Here is a 16,247-nt window from a genome sequence, read left to right as displayed (position 1 = left end):
CTCAAATTGATGTGCATTCAGACTATGAAAATGCGCCGTTTTATTCATGTCACTAATGTCATGAAACATCAGTGACATTCGTCATGCTTTTTTTCATGTCAGGATCTGATATAAGTACAGAGTCTCAATACAAAATATGAACTTATCGTGCAGTCTTACTTTAAATATCAACCGTCTATGCTAGTGACGGCACTCGTCACCTGGTGCGCTGTGGCTATTCCAAGCCTACTCGCCTTATCTGCTATGCCAGCCTGGACCTGGCTACCACACTTGTTACTGTTGCCATTAATTCTATTGGTTACCAATGAATCACAATACAGTTATGGTTACAAAATCAGGTATTGGCTGCTCGCTGTAATGGCGCTTTTAATTCACAGTGCTGGTTTCTTATTGCCCAGCTCTGTTTACCTGATATACAGCGTGATGCTTATTGCCATCCTGACCTTTTATCTCGTACCCGCGCTATCATATTGCTATATCCTGCTGGCAAGCTCAGCGTATTTGCTCACTCAAACTCTATTTTGGGATCAGCCCTGGCCTTGGACAGAAGCGGGGCTATTTGCATCATTTCACCTCTTTTCCTTTGTAGTTAGCCACCGAATGCGACAAGAGCGCGCAGCCAAAGAGCAAGCTCAGCTCGCCAACAGCCAGCTATTGGCCACTCAGTCTTTGCTCAGTCAATCTGTTTCTCGACAAGAGCGGCTACATTTAGCCAGAGAACTGCACGATGATGTTGGGCATCAGTTAACCAGCCTGATAGTCAACCTCGACGTTGCCAGACGAACAGCAGAAGAACCGCAGAAATCTCAATTGCAGCAGAGCTATACTCTGGCACGAGAAACGTTAGAGAAAATCCGGACCCTGGTAAGTGATAAACGCACTGAACAACCACTTGATCTGGAGGCTGTTCTCACTGAGTTGATTGGCCATGTACCCAGAGTTAACGTCTCTTTGCAATTTCGCTCGCACCCGCTTTTGCAGAGCTTAAGCCATGCCCACTGCATTTTACGAGTTTGTCAGGAGAGCATCACCAATACACTCAAACACAGTAATGCAACACACATGAGCATTGAATTTAGTGACTCTGACAGTAAACAGTGGAGTATGAGAATTACTGACAACGGCAATGCAGTTCAAGCTTGCCAACCTGGTAATGGCTTGCTTGGTCTGCAAGAACGTGTGACGGCGTTAGGCGGCGAGTTTGATTGGCAGAGCACTTGTAAAGGTTTTGAAGTACAAGTTCATTTTAAGGAAATCCGGCACCATGATTAAAGTAAAAGTCCATATCGTTGATGATCAGGCATTAGTAAGGCAGGGGATGCAAGCACTGCTGGAGCTTTGTGAAGATATCCAGTGTTGTGGTAGCTCTGCCCATGGCCTGGAGTTTATAAACGATTATCAAGCCGGCCAGATTGAAGTCGATGTAGTACTACTGGACATGCGTATGCCAGAACTGGATGGACTGGGCGTGCTTGAGCAGCTGAAGCAAACACAAAATGCCCCTAAGGTACTTATTCTGACCACCTTTGATGACACAACCAAACTTCAGCAAGCCCTTGCACTTGGGGCAAATGGCTGCATGTTAAAGGACGCAGAGCTGGAAGAGCTGCACTCAGCTATCCATTGTGTAAACTCAGGTAAACTCGTGATCCAAAACGCTCTGAGCAATGTGTTCTCTCGTGCAGCAACCATTCTTGACGACCTGACAGAGCGGGAAAAGCAAATACTGGTGCTCATTGCACAAGGTCACTCTAACAAAGAGATCGCGGCCCAACTCTTCAAAGCAGAGGGCACGATCCGAAATCATGTATCCAATTTACTTAGTAAGTTGCACGTCAGGGATCGAACACAAGCCACGCTCAAAGCAGTCGAGCTGGGTCTGGTGCAACAAAGTGGGTAACGTCGGTGCAACAAAATGTGAGACATAACCTACTCAGTTAGTGAGAAAAATAGGTTAAACCTGTAATTTTTTCATTTTGGGGACAATTGACTTGCAAGATTAGAATCCAAGCTCTAGAGTACAGCCTGACTCTTTTACTGCATCGGACGCACTATGACGTATTTATTAAGATGGATCGCGAGCATTGCCTTGCTCACTTTAGCTGTACTCACTCTTCTAAAAGGTCAATGGGTCAATTCTGGCCTGCTTGTCACTTTGGGACTACTGATCTTTCCACGAAGCAAGCAAGTACATACTGATATCAACGCAGGTTATGGCCGCCAGCTATATCACAAGCACCTGGTCGCAGAGCCCAATGAGCGCTCTACTTCAACACTTTATCTAATTGTTTGTGTGTCGCTTCTTCTGGTTGTTGTACTATACCAATTACTGGCAAGTACACCGGTATGAGGCCAGCCCGCAGGCAGGCCTCATCAAGCAAGTTTGGCTTTATCCGTATCTAGTCAAGCAAGTGAGTGCCATTATGGAACGCCAGTATAAGGTTGTCTCCTTCTTCACAGGTACCATTTTGATCGTAGCGGCATACCTCTAATGAATCCCGAGTCGAATGGACAATTTCCAGGATTTGTATGCCCTGTGACGTTTCAAGGTGTAACTTACCATCCACAACTGAGAATTGCCCCTGAACATTTTCGGGCGCCCCCTTTGAATACATATAATCCCAGGAGCCAGTTGCTGAGGGCATCATTGCAAAGAAGTAGGGCGTCGAATCATTGTTCGATTTGAATGTGATGGTCGTCAGGCCAAGCCAACTATAATCAAACGCCGATACGCTCTGATGTGGTTTGACTTGGAACTTTGCAACCGCTTTACCCATAAAGAAATGTGGGCCACCATCGACTAACTCTGAGTCAGTCTGTATTGAGACATACATAGCCTCTTCGTCTCGTGCCAATAGATTCAGTGTAAAAGTGCATGACACATAGCATGTATCATCCGGACACACCGGAACTGGACCCAGTTCAGGATGGACTATTTTCTGTCGCTCTATTTCGCCCGCCTGATTGAACGCCCAGGTTGCCGCCGGAAAAGCCACATTTGGAATATATACATGATCGTCGTAATAGTCATAGCGCACACTGTCATTCAACCAGGTTCCTACAGCATTCTCATAACTAAACTTCGTACCTTGATCTTTGAGCATCAGCCCGGTACGAACCAATGGCGCTGTATCAGCCTGGTTTTTGACATGCATAACAATACGTAATCCAGAGTCTGCCAAAGTATCTACGATTCTGAACGTGAGTTTTCTCTTCTGACCATCCTGCCAATATTTTAGCATCAGTCGATTTCTTTTTACGCGCCACTTAAAGCGACTCACCCGCTTATCATAATGCACCATTTGGCCACGCCCATTTTCGAAAAAGCGCGCTTCAACGGCACCAAATGCAGACATATTAAAAGCGTCGTAAAAAACGTAATCTACGTCCGGAAGTGACCAGGTTCCCTGCGTCAGGTCAATCTCCCACTCACCCATTTCGCGCTCTGGCAACAAAGTCCCATCAAAGCTTTGTTCCGCTGTATCCACAGCGTCCATTGTATCTGTGCGAACTATCCGCGTATGCTGGACATACTCAACGCCCTGGCTATTTTCTGAGGGACGAATACTCCATTGATAAACTTCAGCACGAAATACGACCCCCTGCTCAGTGTACTCACCAAGCATTTCGGGAGATAGCAGCCTTATCTGAAGCCCATTTGCGGTCTTACGCCATTCAATCGGGCTTGCGATATTACCTTCATATTGACCCACTTCGTGCTTGTTTAAGACTAAATACGCCACTGGTTCAACTAACCCATTACCAGTAAGAAAAAATTTCCCCTTTTTAATATTGTGTAATTCGGACAAACTCATTGCCATGCTTTTAAAGGCAATAGCAGCTAGCAGACATGCCAGCAACGGAAATACCATTCTCATTTTATTCATTCTCTAACTCCTTGATTATATTTTTATATAACGGCAACAGTTCTCGTTGCTTTATCACTGTGACAGAGCAACAAGTATTGTTCAAGAATTAAACTGTTATTGTGACTGAGAATGTAAACCAGTACTTAAGGTCCGATATAGTGCCGATTGTGTTCGGCCAGTGCGCGACGTACTTTATTGATAATGTCGCTATCAGTGTGGGGATGAAATGCCATACAGGCTCTTTCTCCGGTACGCTCACGTACTTCCAGCGCAGAGGTAACTACCTCATAGGGTTTACCAAGCAATCTTAAAGACTCAAAGATGGTATATTCTGTTGTGATCAGAAAATCAACACGCCCTGCCAGCAGTTTTTTAATCAAAGAGCTGGGATCTGCTGACACGTCCAGGTTAACACCGCCCTTAAAGCCTTTACTGAGTAAGTATTCATGTACCACACTGCCCCTAACCAGTGCGGTAATATAACGTTTAGCATCATCCAGTGAATCAAGCTGAATATCTTCTCGAGATGTAAGGCGGAAGAGGTGCTCCTTAACTGGTCTTAACAATGGACAAGCCCACTCAAATTTGGCCTCTCGATCAGAGGTACGAAAAATAGAGTAAATCATAGTATTAGGCTGAGTTTGTGCTATTTTCATTGCCCTAGTCCAGGGAAACACCAATATTTCATAACTGATCCCGGCGGTATCTAGCACTTCCCGCACTTTCTGAGTGGCACGCCCGTCCACTTCACCGTGCTGGTTGATAAAGTTATATGGCACCCACTGCTCTGTGACAACATGTAGTTGAATATCAGGTTCAGAGTCGGGCGCAAGAATAGGCCGAGGCTCAGTACCTGCAACGGCCAAGTGACTGAAACACACTATAGATGCCAGTAAGGTGAAAAATGCTCCCGAAATACTGTGCAATTCGTCATGCAATCTACTTAACCTCAGTGCCTGTTGTCTCGACCAGATTTTGCTCAAACATGCCTGCCAGCTTTGCAATTTCTAAGCCTCTCATGCACCATGCTAGACCAAACTCTCAAACAGATCACTGCTATGATTAAAAATATCCTTCTTTTCGTCTCTTTAATGTTTTGCGGGACGCTTACAGCAAACACCTCACAACCCACAACAACCCTGACTGAACAGCAGCAAGAACAAGCATTACAACAGCTGAAAGAGCCAATGTACCGGCCGTTGATGGAACGCTATGTTCTCGATGAATTAAAATCCTTACGGCAGGATCAGCAAAAATTACGTGAAGATGTCACCTTACAGCTTACTCACAAACAGCTAGATGCAGCTGACCGAGCACTAACCTATACCACCGACACCATTAACAACGTGCTGTTTATTATTACCGCCACCGCATCGCTTTTAGTACTGGCCGGGTGGAACTCACTCCGTGATATCAAAAATAAAGTAGAAGAAACGGTGAATGACCGAGTAGGTGATATCACGGCAGAGTATGAACAAAGGCTAGGCACCCTGGAAGAAAAGCTCAAAGAGCGCTCCGAAGAGATATTAAATAACCAGCGGAAAATCACAATTACGAATGAGATCCACTCGCTATGGATGCGAGCCAATCTTGAAAGTGATATGCAGGGTAAAATTGAGATGTACGACGAGATACTAAAACGCCACCCGGATGACGTTGAGGCGCTAGTTTACAAAGCCGATGCACTGTTGGAACTGGAGCAAACCGGCCCGGCAATTAACCTGTGTAATCAGGCACTGGAAATCGACAGCGACTATGGCTATGCCTACTGGCAACGCGCCTGTGCTTATGCCATGCTGGAGCAACAAGCAGATGCCATAGCCGACATTAAAATGGCCCTGGCTTACTCACCAAACCTGAAAAACGAACTAACACACGAGCCGTCATTTCAGGTGCTGGAAAGCAACCCAAGCTTTAAGGAGCTGGTAGAGCACTGGTAAGAAAGCGAATCAGTGGCCAACACCTGTTCAGCGCATCAAGACTGACTACTCAGATAGTCAGCGGATGCGCACTCTAAGGCTAACGGAAGAACACTACTTTTTTTGATTTTACCGTCTTCTACCTGATAGCTGGTTACGAACTCGGAGCGTTTATCCACCACTCCCGGCTCTTTACTACAAATCTCTGAGGTTTCGTGATCTATGACGATTGAGCCATGGGTAACCCGCTTTATGGACGTCGCTTTGAGACAGTGCATTTTCTTAAACATCAACCCGTAACGCTCAATTAGCTTTTCTTTTCCAGTAAACATCAACGTCTGAGGATACATATAAAACTCAACATCTTCTGCATATAATTCAAGAAATTGTCGTATATTTTGTGCATTATATGCCTGTATGAGTTTATCGACGACCACCTCAGCAGCAAGCTCCTGTTCTGTCTTTGCTAACTGGTATTTACTGGCCTGATCATCGAGTGCGGGGTTGGCGTTCCCCATAACGGAGTAGGTAAACAAGATCAGGGCAAGTAGGTATTTCATAAATTACCTTTTGATGGGACAAGTTGGGCTGAAAGATAGCAAATTCGGCCAACAGAATACAGGTTCAGCGTCTAAAGGGTGCAATATTCACAAAAGCGTGTGTCAATATCCCGATACATTGCTGCGCTCACCAGTATTGCTCTACCGTAATGTGCCCGGGCTGTGCGCGACGATTACGCGTAAAGCCTAAGCCCTGCAATAATGCCGCGGTGTCTTTCACCATCTCCGGATTACCGCATAACATAAACTGACTGTCCTCGGGTAGCTGATCAAACCCACAATGACGACACAACTCACCACTTTCCAGTAAGCTTGTGACCCGTCCGGACAACATGTTTTCTACTGGCTCGCGGCTCACCAAGGGCACATATTTAAATTGCTTAAATATTTTTTCGGTATCGAGCAACATATCCTGATAACACAAGTCCTGCGCATGACGCACGCCGTTGACCAGCACGACTTTATCAAATCGCTTCCAGAGCTTACCATCCCCAATCATAGACAAAAACGGACCGATTGCAGTACCGGTACTTAACATCCACAGTACACTGGCGTCGGGTACTTCATCGAGTGTAAAGAATCCGCTGGGTTTTCCTGCTACCAAAATATCATCACCAATATCTAGCGAGGCCAGTGGGGAAGATAATTGACCATTCGGGACTTCAATCAGAAAGAATTCAAGGAGAGGGTCCTGAGGGGCGTTTACGAAAGAATATGCCCGCGAGATTTTTTTATCCTCAACGGGTAACGCCAGTTTGGTAAACTGACCTGCAGTAAAAGGGTCCATATCAGCCGCTACCTTGATACTAAACAGGCTGGGTGTCCACCACAGCTTTTCAACCACTTTACCATTTACCCAGTTAGCCATACATGCTCCCGCTTATTTTATTATGTCAGCCTCTTAAATCTGGCATAAAGTGGGGTAAAAACAAATTTTTAAGTTAAAACCGTCAAAACGCTATGTCTCTACATCGACGCACACCAGTGCCTGGCAAGCGTGCCTGATAAAGGTAAATCGTGACTTCTTTTTAAAATACGTTGCGCCACCCCCTGATTCAGGCCGTAGCGCGACGACAGCAATGCGACAAATTCGAGGTAATCAGCTGCAATAGCCTCTGTTTGCTGCAACTTTTGCTGCTGCATCTTACTCAGGTTTTTAACAGAACTATATGACCGGAAAGTGTCCAGCCACTGAATAAAGCGCAATCCATGGTCTGAGATTAAATCGGGTGCAAACGTACTCAACGGAAAAGCCATTATATCTGGACCTGATATTAGATACATTACCCTGAGTTTATAGTAGAGATATTAGAGCAACAAATTTCAGACAAAAAAAAGCCGCACCAGGTGCGGCTTTTTGGGTGTGATTCGCGTTGTTTTAGGCGTGTCTCCAAAACTCTGCGATTACGTTACCAAGGAACAGGGAGGCCCTGTTAAAGGACCAAATTCTTTAAATTGATTCTAGTGCAATTTTAACCATTTCATTGAACGTGCTTTGACGCTCTTCAGGCGGCGTTGCTTCGCCAGTGATCACGTGGTCACTTACTGTGAATAATGCCATTGCCTTTGCACCGTATTCAGCTGCAACGCCATACAGACCCGCAGTTTCCATATCAACAGCCAGTACGCCCAACTTATCAAGCTCAGGGTAAAAGCTGCTGTCAGCCTGATAGAAAGTGTCTGTGGTGTATACATTACCCACTTTCGCTTCAATACCAAGGCGACGTGCCGCGTTAACACCGTTCTCAAGCAGGCCAAAGTCAGCAAGCGCTGCAAAATCATAACCACGCACACGAGCGCGGTTTACGTTGGAATCTGTACTGGCACCTTGTGCGAAGATCACATCACGGATTTTGGTATCCTGATTGATACCACCACAGGTACCGATACGAATTAGGTTTTTAACACCAAAGCTGACAATCAGCTCGCGAGCGTAAATAGACATAGATGGAATACCCATGCCAGAGCCCATAATACTAACTGGCTTACCATTGTATGTGCCGGTAAAACCAAACATGTTGCGTACGTCCGTTACCTGACGTGCGTCTTGCAAAAAGTTTTCAGCAATGTACTTGGCACGCAGTGGGTCCCCTGGCATTAGCACCGTTTCTGCAAAATCACCTGGGTTAGCATTAATATGCGGAGTACTCATAACATGTTTCCTTTAAATCAAGCCTTAGCGAGTTTGGCTGCAAAGCCGTCACCATAATCACAAGCAGATAAGTTAAACCATTGAGCCAGTGTCTGGCCCATATCTGCGAAGCTGTTTCTTTCACCTAACGGAGTATTGTTCATTCCGTTGCGATACGCCAATACTGGCACATATTCGCGGGTGTGGTCTGTGCCCGGTGCGGTCGGATCACAACCGTGATCAGCCGTAATAAGCAGCAGATCATCGTCTTTTAACTGGTCGAGTATAGTCGGTAAATAGGCATCAAATTGTGCCAACGCTTCAGCATACCCTACCGCATTGCGGCGGTGACCAAACTTTTCGTCGAAATCCACCAAATTGGTGAAGATCAGGCTATGGTCCGGCGCACTGTCGATGACTTCGCTGGTTTTTTCCAGCAGATTCATCAACCCAGGTGCTTTATGCTTTTGCGTAATGCCTTGATGTGCGTAGATATCAGCAATTTTACCTATACTAATTACTTCACCACCATCATTCGCCAGCTTATCTAATACTGTAGGCGACGGTGGCAACACTGAGTAATCGCGACGATTACCAGTACGAATAAAGTCGGCACTCGAAGTGCCTATAAATGGCCGCGCAATCACTCGTCCTATATTCATTTCATCAAGCAGTGCCCGTGCGATTTCACATACCTGATAAAGTTTGTCAAGGCCGAATGACTGCTCATGTGCGGCTATTTGAAACACACTGTCAACTGAGGTGTAGCAAATAGGCATGCCAGTTTTGACGTGCTCTTCACCCAGTTGCTCTAATATAGTCGTGCCTGATGCATAACAGTTGCCCAAAATACCCGGGATTTCTGCACGCTTGCACAACTCATCAATAAATTCTTGCGGGAAACAAGGCTGTGTATTTGGGAAATATCCCCACTCAAATAACACAGGTACGCCTGCCATTTCCCAGTGCCCAGACGGCGTGTCTTTACCGCTGGATAACTCTTTTGCGTAGCCCCAGGCTGCCTGCGGCTCTATACGCTCAGCAACTTCACACGTTTCTTTGCCTGCAGCTTCACACGCTGCAATAAGCCCCAACTTACTTAAATTGGGTAGAGATAGAGCCTCGCCTTTCTCTTTCTTATAAGCTGCTAACAGATGAGCTAAGGTATTGGCACCAGCATCTCCAAATTTATCGGCATCAGGTGCAGCCCCTATTCCTAAGCTGTCCGCCATTAATATGATTGCTCTTGCCATAATCTACCTCTTATCTGTTTATTCTGACGCGCTGCGATTTTGTTTTTCTGTCATCGATACTCGTCAGAGGGTGTTACTTTATTTGTAGCCAAAATTAACGTACAGGACATAAGTCCGCTGTCATAAAAGCATAACAAAAAACCATTTGTACCTATATTAATTAAATCCCGTCACTAATTGGACCAGCGGACATAAGTCCTGTTTTGTTATAACCAAAACAATTAAATTTGATCCTTAAGCGAGGCAAAAGAGATTAATCGTGTCTTTTTTGCTATTGTGATCTTCCAACATTAACAACTGCTGGGTGTGAACTTTAGTGACACGAACAATTATAGCCATCGCCGGCGCATCTGCGTCCGGTAAGTCTCTTTTTAGTCAAACTATTTATAACGAATTAGTAAACGAACTTGAATCGGGTGCCATCGCCGTTATAGAAGAAGACGCCTATTATAAAGATCAATCGCATTTGCCGTTTGAACACAGAACTCAAACGAACTATGACCATCCGGATGCGTTTGAACATGCGTTAATGAAAGAGCACCTGACGCAACTGCGTCAAGGTAAGTCTGTACAAGTACCGACTTACGACTATGCTCAACATACACGCAGTAGTGAGACACGCACGGTAAACCCGGCAAAGATATTAGTCGTTGAAGGGATCTTACTGTTAAGCGATCCAGCATTAATCGAAGAATTTGATATCAAGGTATTTATTGATACGCCGCTTGATATCTGTCTGCTGCGAAGAATGCAACGAGACATAGAAACTCGCGGTAGAAGTATCTCTTCGGTGGTTGAGCAATATCAGGCAACGGTAAGACCCATGTTTTACCAGTTTATTGAGCCTTCAAAGCACAATGCCGACTTGGTCGTTACCCGTGGCGGTATGAATCGCGTTGCGATTGATATTATTAAAAGTAAAATAAAATATTTACTGCAAGAATAATACGGGAACAATCTGGCATGACAACAATAATGAGCTTAGTCGGCATGTTAATGCTACTGGCCATCGCCTACGCAGCTTCCACCAAGCGTAGTGCCATTAATTATCGAACCGTGGGTATCGCATTTATCATGCAAATACTCATTGGTGGCTTTGTACTTTTTGTAGAAGCCGGTAAAAACGCGCTTGCGGCTATGTCGAAAGCGGTTTCATCTGTCATTGGTTACGCCAACGACGGGATCAGTTTCCTGTTTGGCCCGTTAGCGGGTGCAGACAACATAGGGTTTATTTTTGCGATCCAGGTATTACCGGTGATCGTATTCTTCTCCGCATTAGTGGGTGTGTTATACCACATCGGCATTATGGAGTGGATCATCAAAATCTTAGGGGGAGGTCTACAAAAGCTGCTGAAAACGTCCAGACCTGAATCTTTGTCAGCAACGGCAAACATTTTTGTTGGACAAACTGAAGCACCTTTAATTGTAAAACCTTTTATTCCTAAGATGACCCAGTCAGAGCTCTTTGCCGTTATGGTAGGTGGTCTGGCAACGGTAGCAGGGTCAGTTATGGCTGGCTATGTTGCTATTGGTGTCGAGCTAAAATATCTGATCGCGGCCAGCTTTATGGCTGCACCAGGTGGTTTCCTGATGGCCAAGATGATTGTGCCGGAAACCGAAAAGCCGAAAGAAAACCTTGCCGAGGTTGATAGCGGCGACGACAAGCCGGTTAATGTGATCGATGCAGCAGCAGCAGGTGCTTCAAGTGGTATGCATTTGGCGCTGAATGTAGGTGCAATGCTATTAGCATTTGTAGCACTGATTGCACTCTTGAACGGTTTGTTAGGTGGTATTGGTGGTTTCTTTGATCATCCAACACTGACATTACAAGAGATTTTAGGCTATGTATTTGCTCCGGTTGCCTGGATGTTGGGTGTACCTTGGGCAGAAGCCACTCAGGCGGGCAGCTTTATCGGCCAGAAATTGGTTGTGAATGAGTTTGTTGCTTACCTGGACTTTATGAATTATCGCGACACGTTAAGTGAACACACACAAGCGATTGTCACATTCGCGTTATGTGGATTTGCTAACTTGTCATCGATAGCCATCTTACTAGGCGGACTGGGCGGTATGGCGCCAAGTCGACGAAAGGATATCGCACGCTTAGGGCTCAGGGCGGTTTTAGCAGGGTCTATGGCTAACCTAATGAGCGCAGCAATTGCAGGGTTTTTCCTCTCGCTAGCTTAGAAACTTAATGAGATAAGCCTCAGTTGCAAAACAATTGGTTGGTTGCTTTAAGGGGTTAGAGTAACCAAACTAACTTGAACGATACTTCACCAAAGGGCCTTTATGGCCCTTTTATCGTTTCTGCACTATCACTTCTTTTAGCTATCCGATAGGTTTCCTGAGCATGCAGGTACAGCCCCTTCACAATACGATAGAACCCCCAGATAAGTAGCAATGGCATTAAGATCAGGTCAAACAGATTCACCGCCAGCGTACTTACCAAATAGTGTGACAAAGCATTTTGCTGATATCTGACATGCTTAGGCGATACTTTCTCCAGCTCATGGATACTCGACTCTGCTTTATCTTTTAACGACGCTTTGTTTTGCCCACGAGTGACATCCTGATGATATTGCAGTAGTGCAGTGCGACCTGTGGTTTTGTAGCTGGCGCTGACGGAGTGACTTATAGCTCCGCTGATGTGAATGGCATAAGGCAGCATCAAGTGTAGTAGTACAAAAGAGAGTAATAAACCCTCACACACCCGCTTAAGCACCGCACACATAACTACAGGCAAACCAAATAGCTCAGCACACAGCCATATTGTCGCACCACTCAAAGTGATCACCAATAGCGGCATAACGATGACATGGGCCGCTTCGCTGAGTAAGGATAGGATCTCCACGGCAACCAGTGACGCAAGGTTCAGGTTGATGCCTTGTTGCAGATAGTGTGTAACCGTCGCAATCATATTGCCAACATCCACTTTAAACTCAGCAATAAACGACACCCCAACCTGACTGCTTTCCACGACTTTAAGCAGACCATTGATCTCAGCCAGATAAAACAAATCGTCTAATGCCTGCACCTCCACATGATGCAGATACGCCTGATTGCTCAGGTATAAAGCATCCGGGCGATGCTGCCAGTCATGGTAGTGGAGCACGACCAAAGTTAAAAAACTCACCACAACCAATAATAAAAGTGCCCTCATAACTGTGTGCTCATGTTGCCAAAGTTGTTTCGCAAAGTTCATTATTTTGCTCCTTTACTTGTGCACTTCATTGCATCTAACCCTGACTCACCTGCTATCACCACATCAATATCAACTTGGGTCTTCACCCCTGCAACTCGCGCAGAATCTGAATATTGCCACAGCCACCAAGCCTGCGCCTGTTCTGGCACACTGGGACTGTCGGCGTAGTCAGCTAACCAAAAAGGCTGACTGGAAAATTGAGCTGATAAATTCTGTTGCCAATAATCGCCATAACTATAGAGGATCGTCTGACACCCTGTGCGCTGCTCCACCTCCGCTATGAATTTGGCAACACCGCTACTGATCAACTGCGCAGAACGATTACTGGTGATCTCCACATCCAACATAGGCATGAGTGTCAGCTCAAGCCCCTGTACGGTCGTCACAAAGTTGCCTGCCTGCTTAATGGGATCATCGTCTGGTTCAAAGAAATGGTACGCCCCAGTCTGCAAACCTGCGGCCTGCGCTCCTTTTAGGTGGGAATAGAATTCAGGATCCCGATAGGTAATACCATCAGTAGCCTTGATATAAACAAATTGCACTCCAGCCCTGGCAACCTGCTGCCAATCGACGACCCCCTGATAATGCGATACATCGATCCCCAAAACAGTCTCTGCATTTGGGTTACTGAGATAGTGCTGCAAGTTCTTTGGAAACATGACCAGGCTAGGTTTATCAGTTTGTGGCTCTGGCGACATAAACCCAGGCCGAAAAAAATAAAAAAAACAGGCAACTGCCATAAATAACACAAACACCATGGGGGAGTCGTGTTCAAGGGTCTTGCTGGAGAGCATTGTGTATCCTTATTATTAAAATAGTGCTACCACGCGGTTAGCATCTAGTTTAGTCAAAGGAAACGGGTTTGTCTGATGAAAAGTCTGAAAAAGTCGGGCGTCGAACAGACCGGATAGGATCTCCAGCCTGTTCGTACTATTGTGATTACTTATTGTTTAAGCTGTGCTTTTGCTTGTTCTACTTTATCGTAATCAAGGCCGAGCTCCTGCACCGCTTCTTTGATCAGTGCCGGGTTTTGCATTACGAGGGCCATCAGCTGTTGAAGCTTATCCGCAGGAATATTCAACTGCTGAACGACAGCCATAGCCATTAGCGGGTTTTCGGTCAACGCCTTGAATACTTCATTGATTTTTTCGTCACTGATGTTGTGCTCTTTAAGCAAAGCAATAATGGGATTCATGTGTTTTATCCTAGTTTAATCTTTAGGTGATTGGTTACGGCACAAAACAGCGCCATAAAATCCGTCAAATTCTGAGTTAACACCAGGCAACAGACTCAGCTCTTGTTGCAGAGTCCAGCCAGGATTTACATCCAAAAACTGAGCGACTTGCTGTTGATTTTCAACCGGTAATACTGAACAGGTTGCATATACCAGCTTACCACCTGGGCGGCACATCTGGCTGTATCTTTGCAGCAGATCCGCTTGAAGTGCAATAAGTTCATCGACATTTCGCTCTGTGAGATGCCATTTACTGTCTGGGTTGCGCCGTAAAACCCCCGTTCCCGAGCAGGGGACATCAAGCAAAACCCGATCAAATTTATCTTTAAGGCGTTTGATGGTCTTGTTATTTTTAATAAGCCGCGTTTCAATCATATGGCAACCGGCACGCTTTGCTCGCTTTTTCAGGTTATCAAGCTTGTGCTGATGAATGTCCATAGAAAGTAAGCGACCTTTGTTTTTCATCAAAGCAGCAAGGTGTAAGCTCTTTCCCCCCGCTCCAGCACAGGCATCAACGACCTTCATGCCGGGCGCAACATCCAGTAAAGGGGCTATCTGCTGAGAACCTGCATCCTGCATTTCGCATTCGCCTGACTGAAACGCAGTTGATTTAAATAGCTTATCAACTGCCTGAATAGACAACGCATCCGGCAATTCTGGGGAAACCGGCTCGCTGGAGATCTGCTCCTTAGCTAGCTTACTGACAAGTGACTGGGCTGAGCTTTTTAATGTGTTGGCTCTAAGGTAATAACCAGGTGCACGATTTAAGGCTTCAGCCACAACAGGCCACAGATGTCCTAGTTGAGAATCCCCCAGTGTATCCAGCCAGTCAGGGTAACTAAGCTGGATTGCCTGTGATGCGTTCTCAAGTCGCTCTTGCAGATCAGACTTTGACAAGTTGCGCATTTCTGGCCAGTCAGGGATGTGCTCACCATTGAGCAACTGATACGCCTGCCAGATGGGCCAGAACTCTTGCTCACTAACGTCACTGAGATATGCCAGCTTGCGTACATAACGCACTAAGTCATAAAGAGTCGTAACAAAATAGCCTTTGTCTTCACGACGCCATTGCGGATTATCATGTATATGGTGCTGAATAACTTTATCGGCATATAAAGATTGCTGGGTAATACTGTTAAATGCGGTATGTAAAGTACTGATAAGTTGACGATCAACGGTCACGCGATGTTCTCTGCCTGCAAATATTGAAGATGAATTGTAGCGCTTTTAGCGAGCTCAGACCATATCTGGTTCACTGACAAACAATGCCACGTTATCGAGGGCCCAGACCAACTGCAAATGCCAACCATGATAGTCACTTATTTACTCTAATTAAAACTGTTTGACAACATAGGCAATGATGCGACAAATTAAAAACGCCCCTTTGACGTTTGCAGTAAAGGAAGAATAACGAACATTACAAAGGATAAAAAATGAAACTAACAATGAAAAAATCGCACCTGAAGTCCCTTTCAGAGGCAAAAAAGCTGACTCCGGCTCAAACACCTCAGATTGCCGGAGGAGAATTTTCCTGGTGGAACCGGGATTGTATTCCACTCACAGCAGAATGTGCATCTGGCAGCCCCTGCGTGATAACAGGTGTCTGTAACTAAACTTTCAGCATACTGCAAAGCCCGTTTTACGGGCTTTCAACCTACCGCTTAAAAATACAAAAAAGAAACACCAAAGAAATAGTTTGACAACAAAAAACACATCATGCACATTAAATGTACCTACAGCAGGAAAATCGTAGGTCTCTTCTAAAATGAATAATTAAGGAATAATTCATGAAATTACAAGTCAAAAAAACCAAATTAAAAGCGCTATCTCAGTCTCAGCAGTTGAATCTGGCGCAAACGCCTAACATTGCAGGCGGCAACGTTGAACCTGATAGCAGCTACCCAAGTTACCGTAACTGTCCGCCACCAACTGACACAGATACCATTGCGACAAGTCCTGGTCCTGGTCAGTATTGTGTAGTCACAGGTCCGTGTACTGACTTCAACTAACCGCCGGACAATGCAACTTCTGCTAAAGAGGTTGCATTGCCAGAGCCTTTCCTGGCATCCCCCCTCAGCA

19 protein-coding genes are annotated in these 16,247 nt (G+C 45.5%); 8 read left to right on the top strand and 11 right to left on the bottom strand.

The window, feature by feature from the left end; all coding sequences use genetic code 11:
- Positions 1–147 precede the first annotated feature (147 nt).
- From ELR70_RS04180 to ELR70_RS04170, 3 genes are all read left to right on the top strand, one after another.
- Entirely contained in the window at positions 148–1,272 is a 1,125-nt protein-coding gene (locus ELR70_RS04180) for a histidine kinase (protein ID WP_054013523.1), read from the top strand.
- Complete coding sequence (locus tag ELR70_RS04175) at positions 1,265–1,900, top strand: response regulator transcription factor (protein WP_054013524.1); 636 nt, start codon at positions 1,265–1,267, stop codon at positions 1,898–1,900. Before ELR70_RS04180 ends, ELR70_RS04175 begins: the two co-directional genes overlap by 8 nt.
- 153 nt (positions 1,901–2,053) lie before the next feature.
- Positions 2,054–2,350 carry a hypothetical protein gene (locus tag ELR70_RS04170; RefSeq protein ID WP_054013525.1) on the top strand — a complete coding sequence of 99 codons (297 nt, stop codon included), beginning with the start codon at positions 2,054–2,056 and terminating at the stop codon, positions 2,348–2,350.
- Between the two features lie 49 nt (positions 2,351–2,399).
- On the opposite strand, the gene ELR70_RS04165 is transcribed toward ELR70_RS04170, so the two are convergent.
- Both ELR70_RS04165 and ELR70_RS04160 read right to left on the bottom strand, forming a co-directional pair.
- Positions 2,400–3,887, bottom strand: a complete 1,488-nt coding sequence (locus ELR70_RS04165) for a hypothetical protein (RefSeq protein ID WP_054013526.1) — start codon at positions 3,885–3,887, stop codon at positions 2,400–2,402.
- Between the two features lie 125 nt (positions 3,888–4,012).
- A complete protein-coding gene (locus ELR70_RS04160) occupies positions 4,013–4,852 on the bottom strand; it encodes a transporter substrate-binding domain-containing protein (RefSeq protein ID WP_241566278.1) in 840 nt (279 codons plus the stop codon).
- A 108-nt stretch (positions 4,853–4,960) separates the two neighbouring features.
- Between ELR70_RS04160 and ELR70_RS04155 the strand changes: the two genes are divergently transcribed.
- Complete coding sequence (locus ELR70_RS04155) at positions 4,961–5,809, top strand: tetratricopeptide repeat protein (protein WP_235577046.1); 849 nt, start codon at positions 4,961–4,963, stop codon at positions 5,807–5,809.
- Between the two features lie 35 nt (positions 5,810–5,844).
- Here the strand turns inward: ELR70_RS04155 and ELR70_RS04150 are convergent, their stop codons facing one another.
- The 5 genes from ELR70_RS04150 to ELR70_RS04130 form a co-directional block, all read right to left on the bottom strand.
- Positions 5,845–6,348 carry a nuclear transport factor 2 family protein gene (locus ELR70_RS04150; protein WP_164881426.1) on the bottom strand — a complete coding sequence of 168 codons (504 nt, stop codon included), beginning with the start codon at positions 6,346–6,348 and terminating at the stop codon, positions 5,845–5,847.
- Between the two features lie 127 nt (positions 6,349–6,475).
- Positions 6,476–7,216, bottom strand: a complete 741-nt coding sequence (locus ELR70_RS04145; RefSeq protein WP_054013528.1) for a ferredoxin--NADP reductase — start codon at positions 7,214–7,216, stop codon at positions 6,476–6,478.
- A gap of 98 nt (positions 7,217–7,314) precedes the next feature.
- Positions 7,315–7,605 (bottom strand): hypothetical protein, encoded by a 291-nt coding sequence (locus ELR70_RS04140; RefSeq protein WP_054013529.1) that lies wholly within the window; start codon positions 7,603–7,605, stop codon positions 7,315–7,317.
- Positions 7,606–7,798: 193 nt separating this feature from the next.
- Positions 7,799–8,500 (bottom strand): purine-nucleoside phosphorylase, encoded by a 702-nt coding sequence (gene deoD / locus ELR70_RS04135; RefSeq protein WP_054013530.1) that lies wholly within the window; start codon positions 8,498–8,500, stop codon positions 7,799–7,801.
- A gap of 17 nt (positions 8,501–8,517) precedes the next feature.
- On the bottom strand, positions 8,518–9,732 hold the full coding sequence (locus tag ELR70_RS04130; RefSeq protein ID WP_054013531.1) for a phosphopentomutase: 1,215 nt from the start codon (positions 9,730–9,732) through the stop codon (positions 8,518–8,520).
- Between the two features lie 316 nt (positions 9,733–10,048).
- On the opposite strand from ELR70_RS04130, the gene udk reads away from it, so the two are divergent.
- On the top strand, positions 10,049–10,678 hold the full coding sequence (gene udk, locus ELR70_RS04125) for a uridine kinase (protein ID WP_049865267.1): 630 nt from the start codon (positions 10,049–10,051) through the stop codon (positions 10,676–10,678).
- A gap of 17 nt (positions 10,679–10,695) precedes the next feature.
- Positions 10,696–11,919, top strand: coding sequence for a NupC/NupG family nucleoside CNT transporter (locus ELR70_RS04120; RefSeq protein ID WP_054013532.1), 1,224 nt, complete (start codon positions 10,696–10,698; stop codon positions 11,917–11,919).
- A 100-nt stretch (positions 11,920–12,019) separates the two neighbouring features.
- On the opposite strand, the gene ELR70_RS04115 is transcribed toward ELR70_RS04120, so the two are convergent.
- From ELR70_RS04115 to ELR70_RS04100, 4 genes are all read right to left on the bottom strand, one after another.
- Complete coding sequence (locus ELR70_RS04115) at positions 12,020–12,934, bottom strand: hypothetical protein (RefSeq protein ID WP_054013533.1); 915 nt, start codon at positions 12,932–12,934, stop codon at positions 12,020–12,022.
- Positions 12,934–13,728, bottom strand: a complete 795-nt coding sequence (locus ELR70_RS04110; RefSeq protein WP_054013534.1) for a glycoside hydrolase family 25 protein — start codon at positions 13,726–13,728, stop codon at positions 12,934–12,936. The genes ELR70_RS04115 and ELR70_RS04110 overlap by 1 nt, the downstream gene beginning before the upstream one ends.
- A gap of 149 nt (positions 13,729–13,877) precedes the next feature.
- A complete protein-coding gene (locus tag ELR70_RS04105; protein WP_054013535.1) occupies positions 13,878–14,129 on the bottom strand; it encodes a DUF2999 family protein in 252 nt (83 codons plus the stop codon).
- Between the two features lie 15 nt (positions 14,130–14,144).
- Positions 14,145–15,350 (bottom strand): RsmB/NOP family class I SAM-dependent RNA methyltransferase, encoded by a 1,206-nt coding sequence (locus ELR70_RS04100; protein ID WP_082353062.1) that lies wholly within the window; start codon positions 15,348–15,350, stop codon positions 14,145–14,147.
- A 251-nt stretch (positions 15,351–15,601) separates the two neighbouring features.
- Between ELR70_RS04100 and ELR70_RS04095 the strand changes: the two genes are divergently transcribed.
- On the top strand, positions 15,602–15,781 hold the full coding sequence (locus tag ELR70_RS04095) for a hypothetical protein (RefSeq protein ID WP_128064477.1): 180 nt from the start codon (positions 15,602–15,604) through the stop codon (positions 15,779–15,781).
- A gap of 174 nt (positions 15,782–15,955) precedes the next feature.
- Positions 15,956–16,177, top strand: coding sequence for a hypothetical protein (locus tag ELR70_RS04090; protein WP_054013536.1), 222 nt, complete (start codon positions 15,956–15,958; stop codon positions 16,175–16,177).
- Positions 16,178–16,247: the final 70 nt, after the last annotated feature.

Source organism: Pseudoalteromonas sp. R3, from assembly GCF_004014715.1.
Taxonomy (GTDB): Bacteria; Pseudomonadota; Gammaproteobacteria; order Enterobacterales; family Alteromonadaceae; genus Pseudoalteromonas.
This window is presented reverse-complemented; position numbering and strand designations above follow the sequence as displayed.

Bases quoted from the DNA above. Each gene is read 5' to 3' on its own strand.
- ELR70_RS04175 (WP_054013524.1), top strand. From the start codon at position 1,265: ATGATTAAAGTAAAAGTCCATATCGTTGATGATCAGGCATTAGTAAGG.
- ELR70_RS04170 (WP_054013525.1), top strand. From the start codon at position 2,054: ATGACGTATTTATTAAGATGGATCGCGAGCATTGCCTTGCTCACTTTA.
- ELR70_RS04165 (WP_054013526.1), bottom strand. From the start codon at position 3,887: ATGAATAAAATGAGAATGGTATTTCCGTTGCTGGCATGTCTGCTAGCT.
- ELR70_RS04155 (WP_235577046.1), top strand. From the start codon at position 4,961: ATGTTTTGCGGGACGCTTACAGCAAACACCTCACAACCCACAACAACC.
- ELR70_RS04150 (WP_164881426.1), bottom strand. From the start codon at position 6,348: ATGAAATACCTACTTGCCCTGATCTTGTTTACCTACTCCGTTATGGGG.
- ELR70_RS04145 (WP_054013528.1), bottom strand. From the start codon at position 7,216: ATGGCTAACTGGGTAAATGGTAAAGTGGTTGAAAAGCTGTGGTGGACA.
- ELR70_RS04140 (WP_054013529.1), bottom strand. From the start codon at position 7,605: ATGGCTTTTCCGTTGAGTACGTTTGCACCCGATTTAATCTCAGACCAT.
- deoD (WP_054013530.1), bottom strand. From the start codon at position 8,500: ATGAGTACTCCGCATATTAATGCTAACCCAGGTGATTTTGCAGAAACG.
- ELR70_RS04130 (WP_054013531.1), bottom strand. From the start codon at position 9,732: ATGGCAAGAGCAATCATATTAATGGCGGACAGCTTAGGAATAGGGGCT.
- ELR70_RS04120 (WP_054013532.1), top strand. From the start codon at position 10,696: ATGACAACAATAATGAGCTTAGTCGGCATGTTAATGCTACTGGCCATC.
- ELR70_RS04115 (WP_054013533.1), bottom strand. From the start codon at position 12,934: ATGAACTTTGCGAAACAACTTTGGCAACATGAGCACACAGTTATGAGG.
- ELR70_RS04110 (WP_054013534.1), bottom strand. From the start codon at position 13,728: ATGCTCTCCAGCAAGACCCTTGAACACGACTCCCCCATGGTGTTTGTG.
- ELR70_RS04105 (WP_054013535.1), bottom strand. From the start codon at position 14,129: ATGAATCCCATTATTGCTTTGCTTAAAGAGCACAACATCAGTGACGAA.
- ELR70_RS04095 (WP_128064477.1), top strand. From the start codon at position 15,602: ATGAAACTAACAATGAAAAAATCGCACCTGAAGTCCCTTTCAGAGGCA.
- ELR70_RS04090 (WP_054013536.1), top strand. From the start codon at position 15,956: ATGAAATTACAAGTCAAAAAAACCAAATTAAAAGCGCTATCTCAGTCT.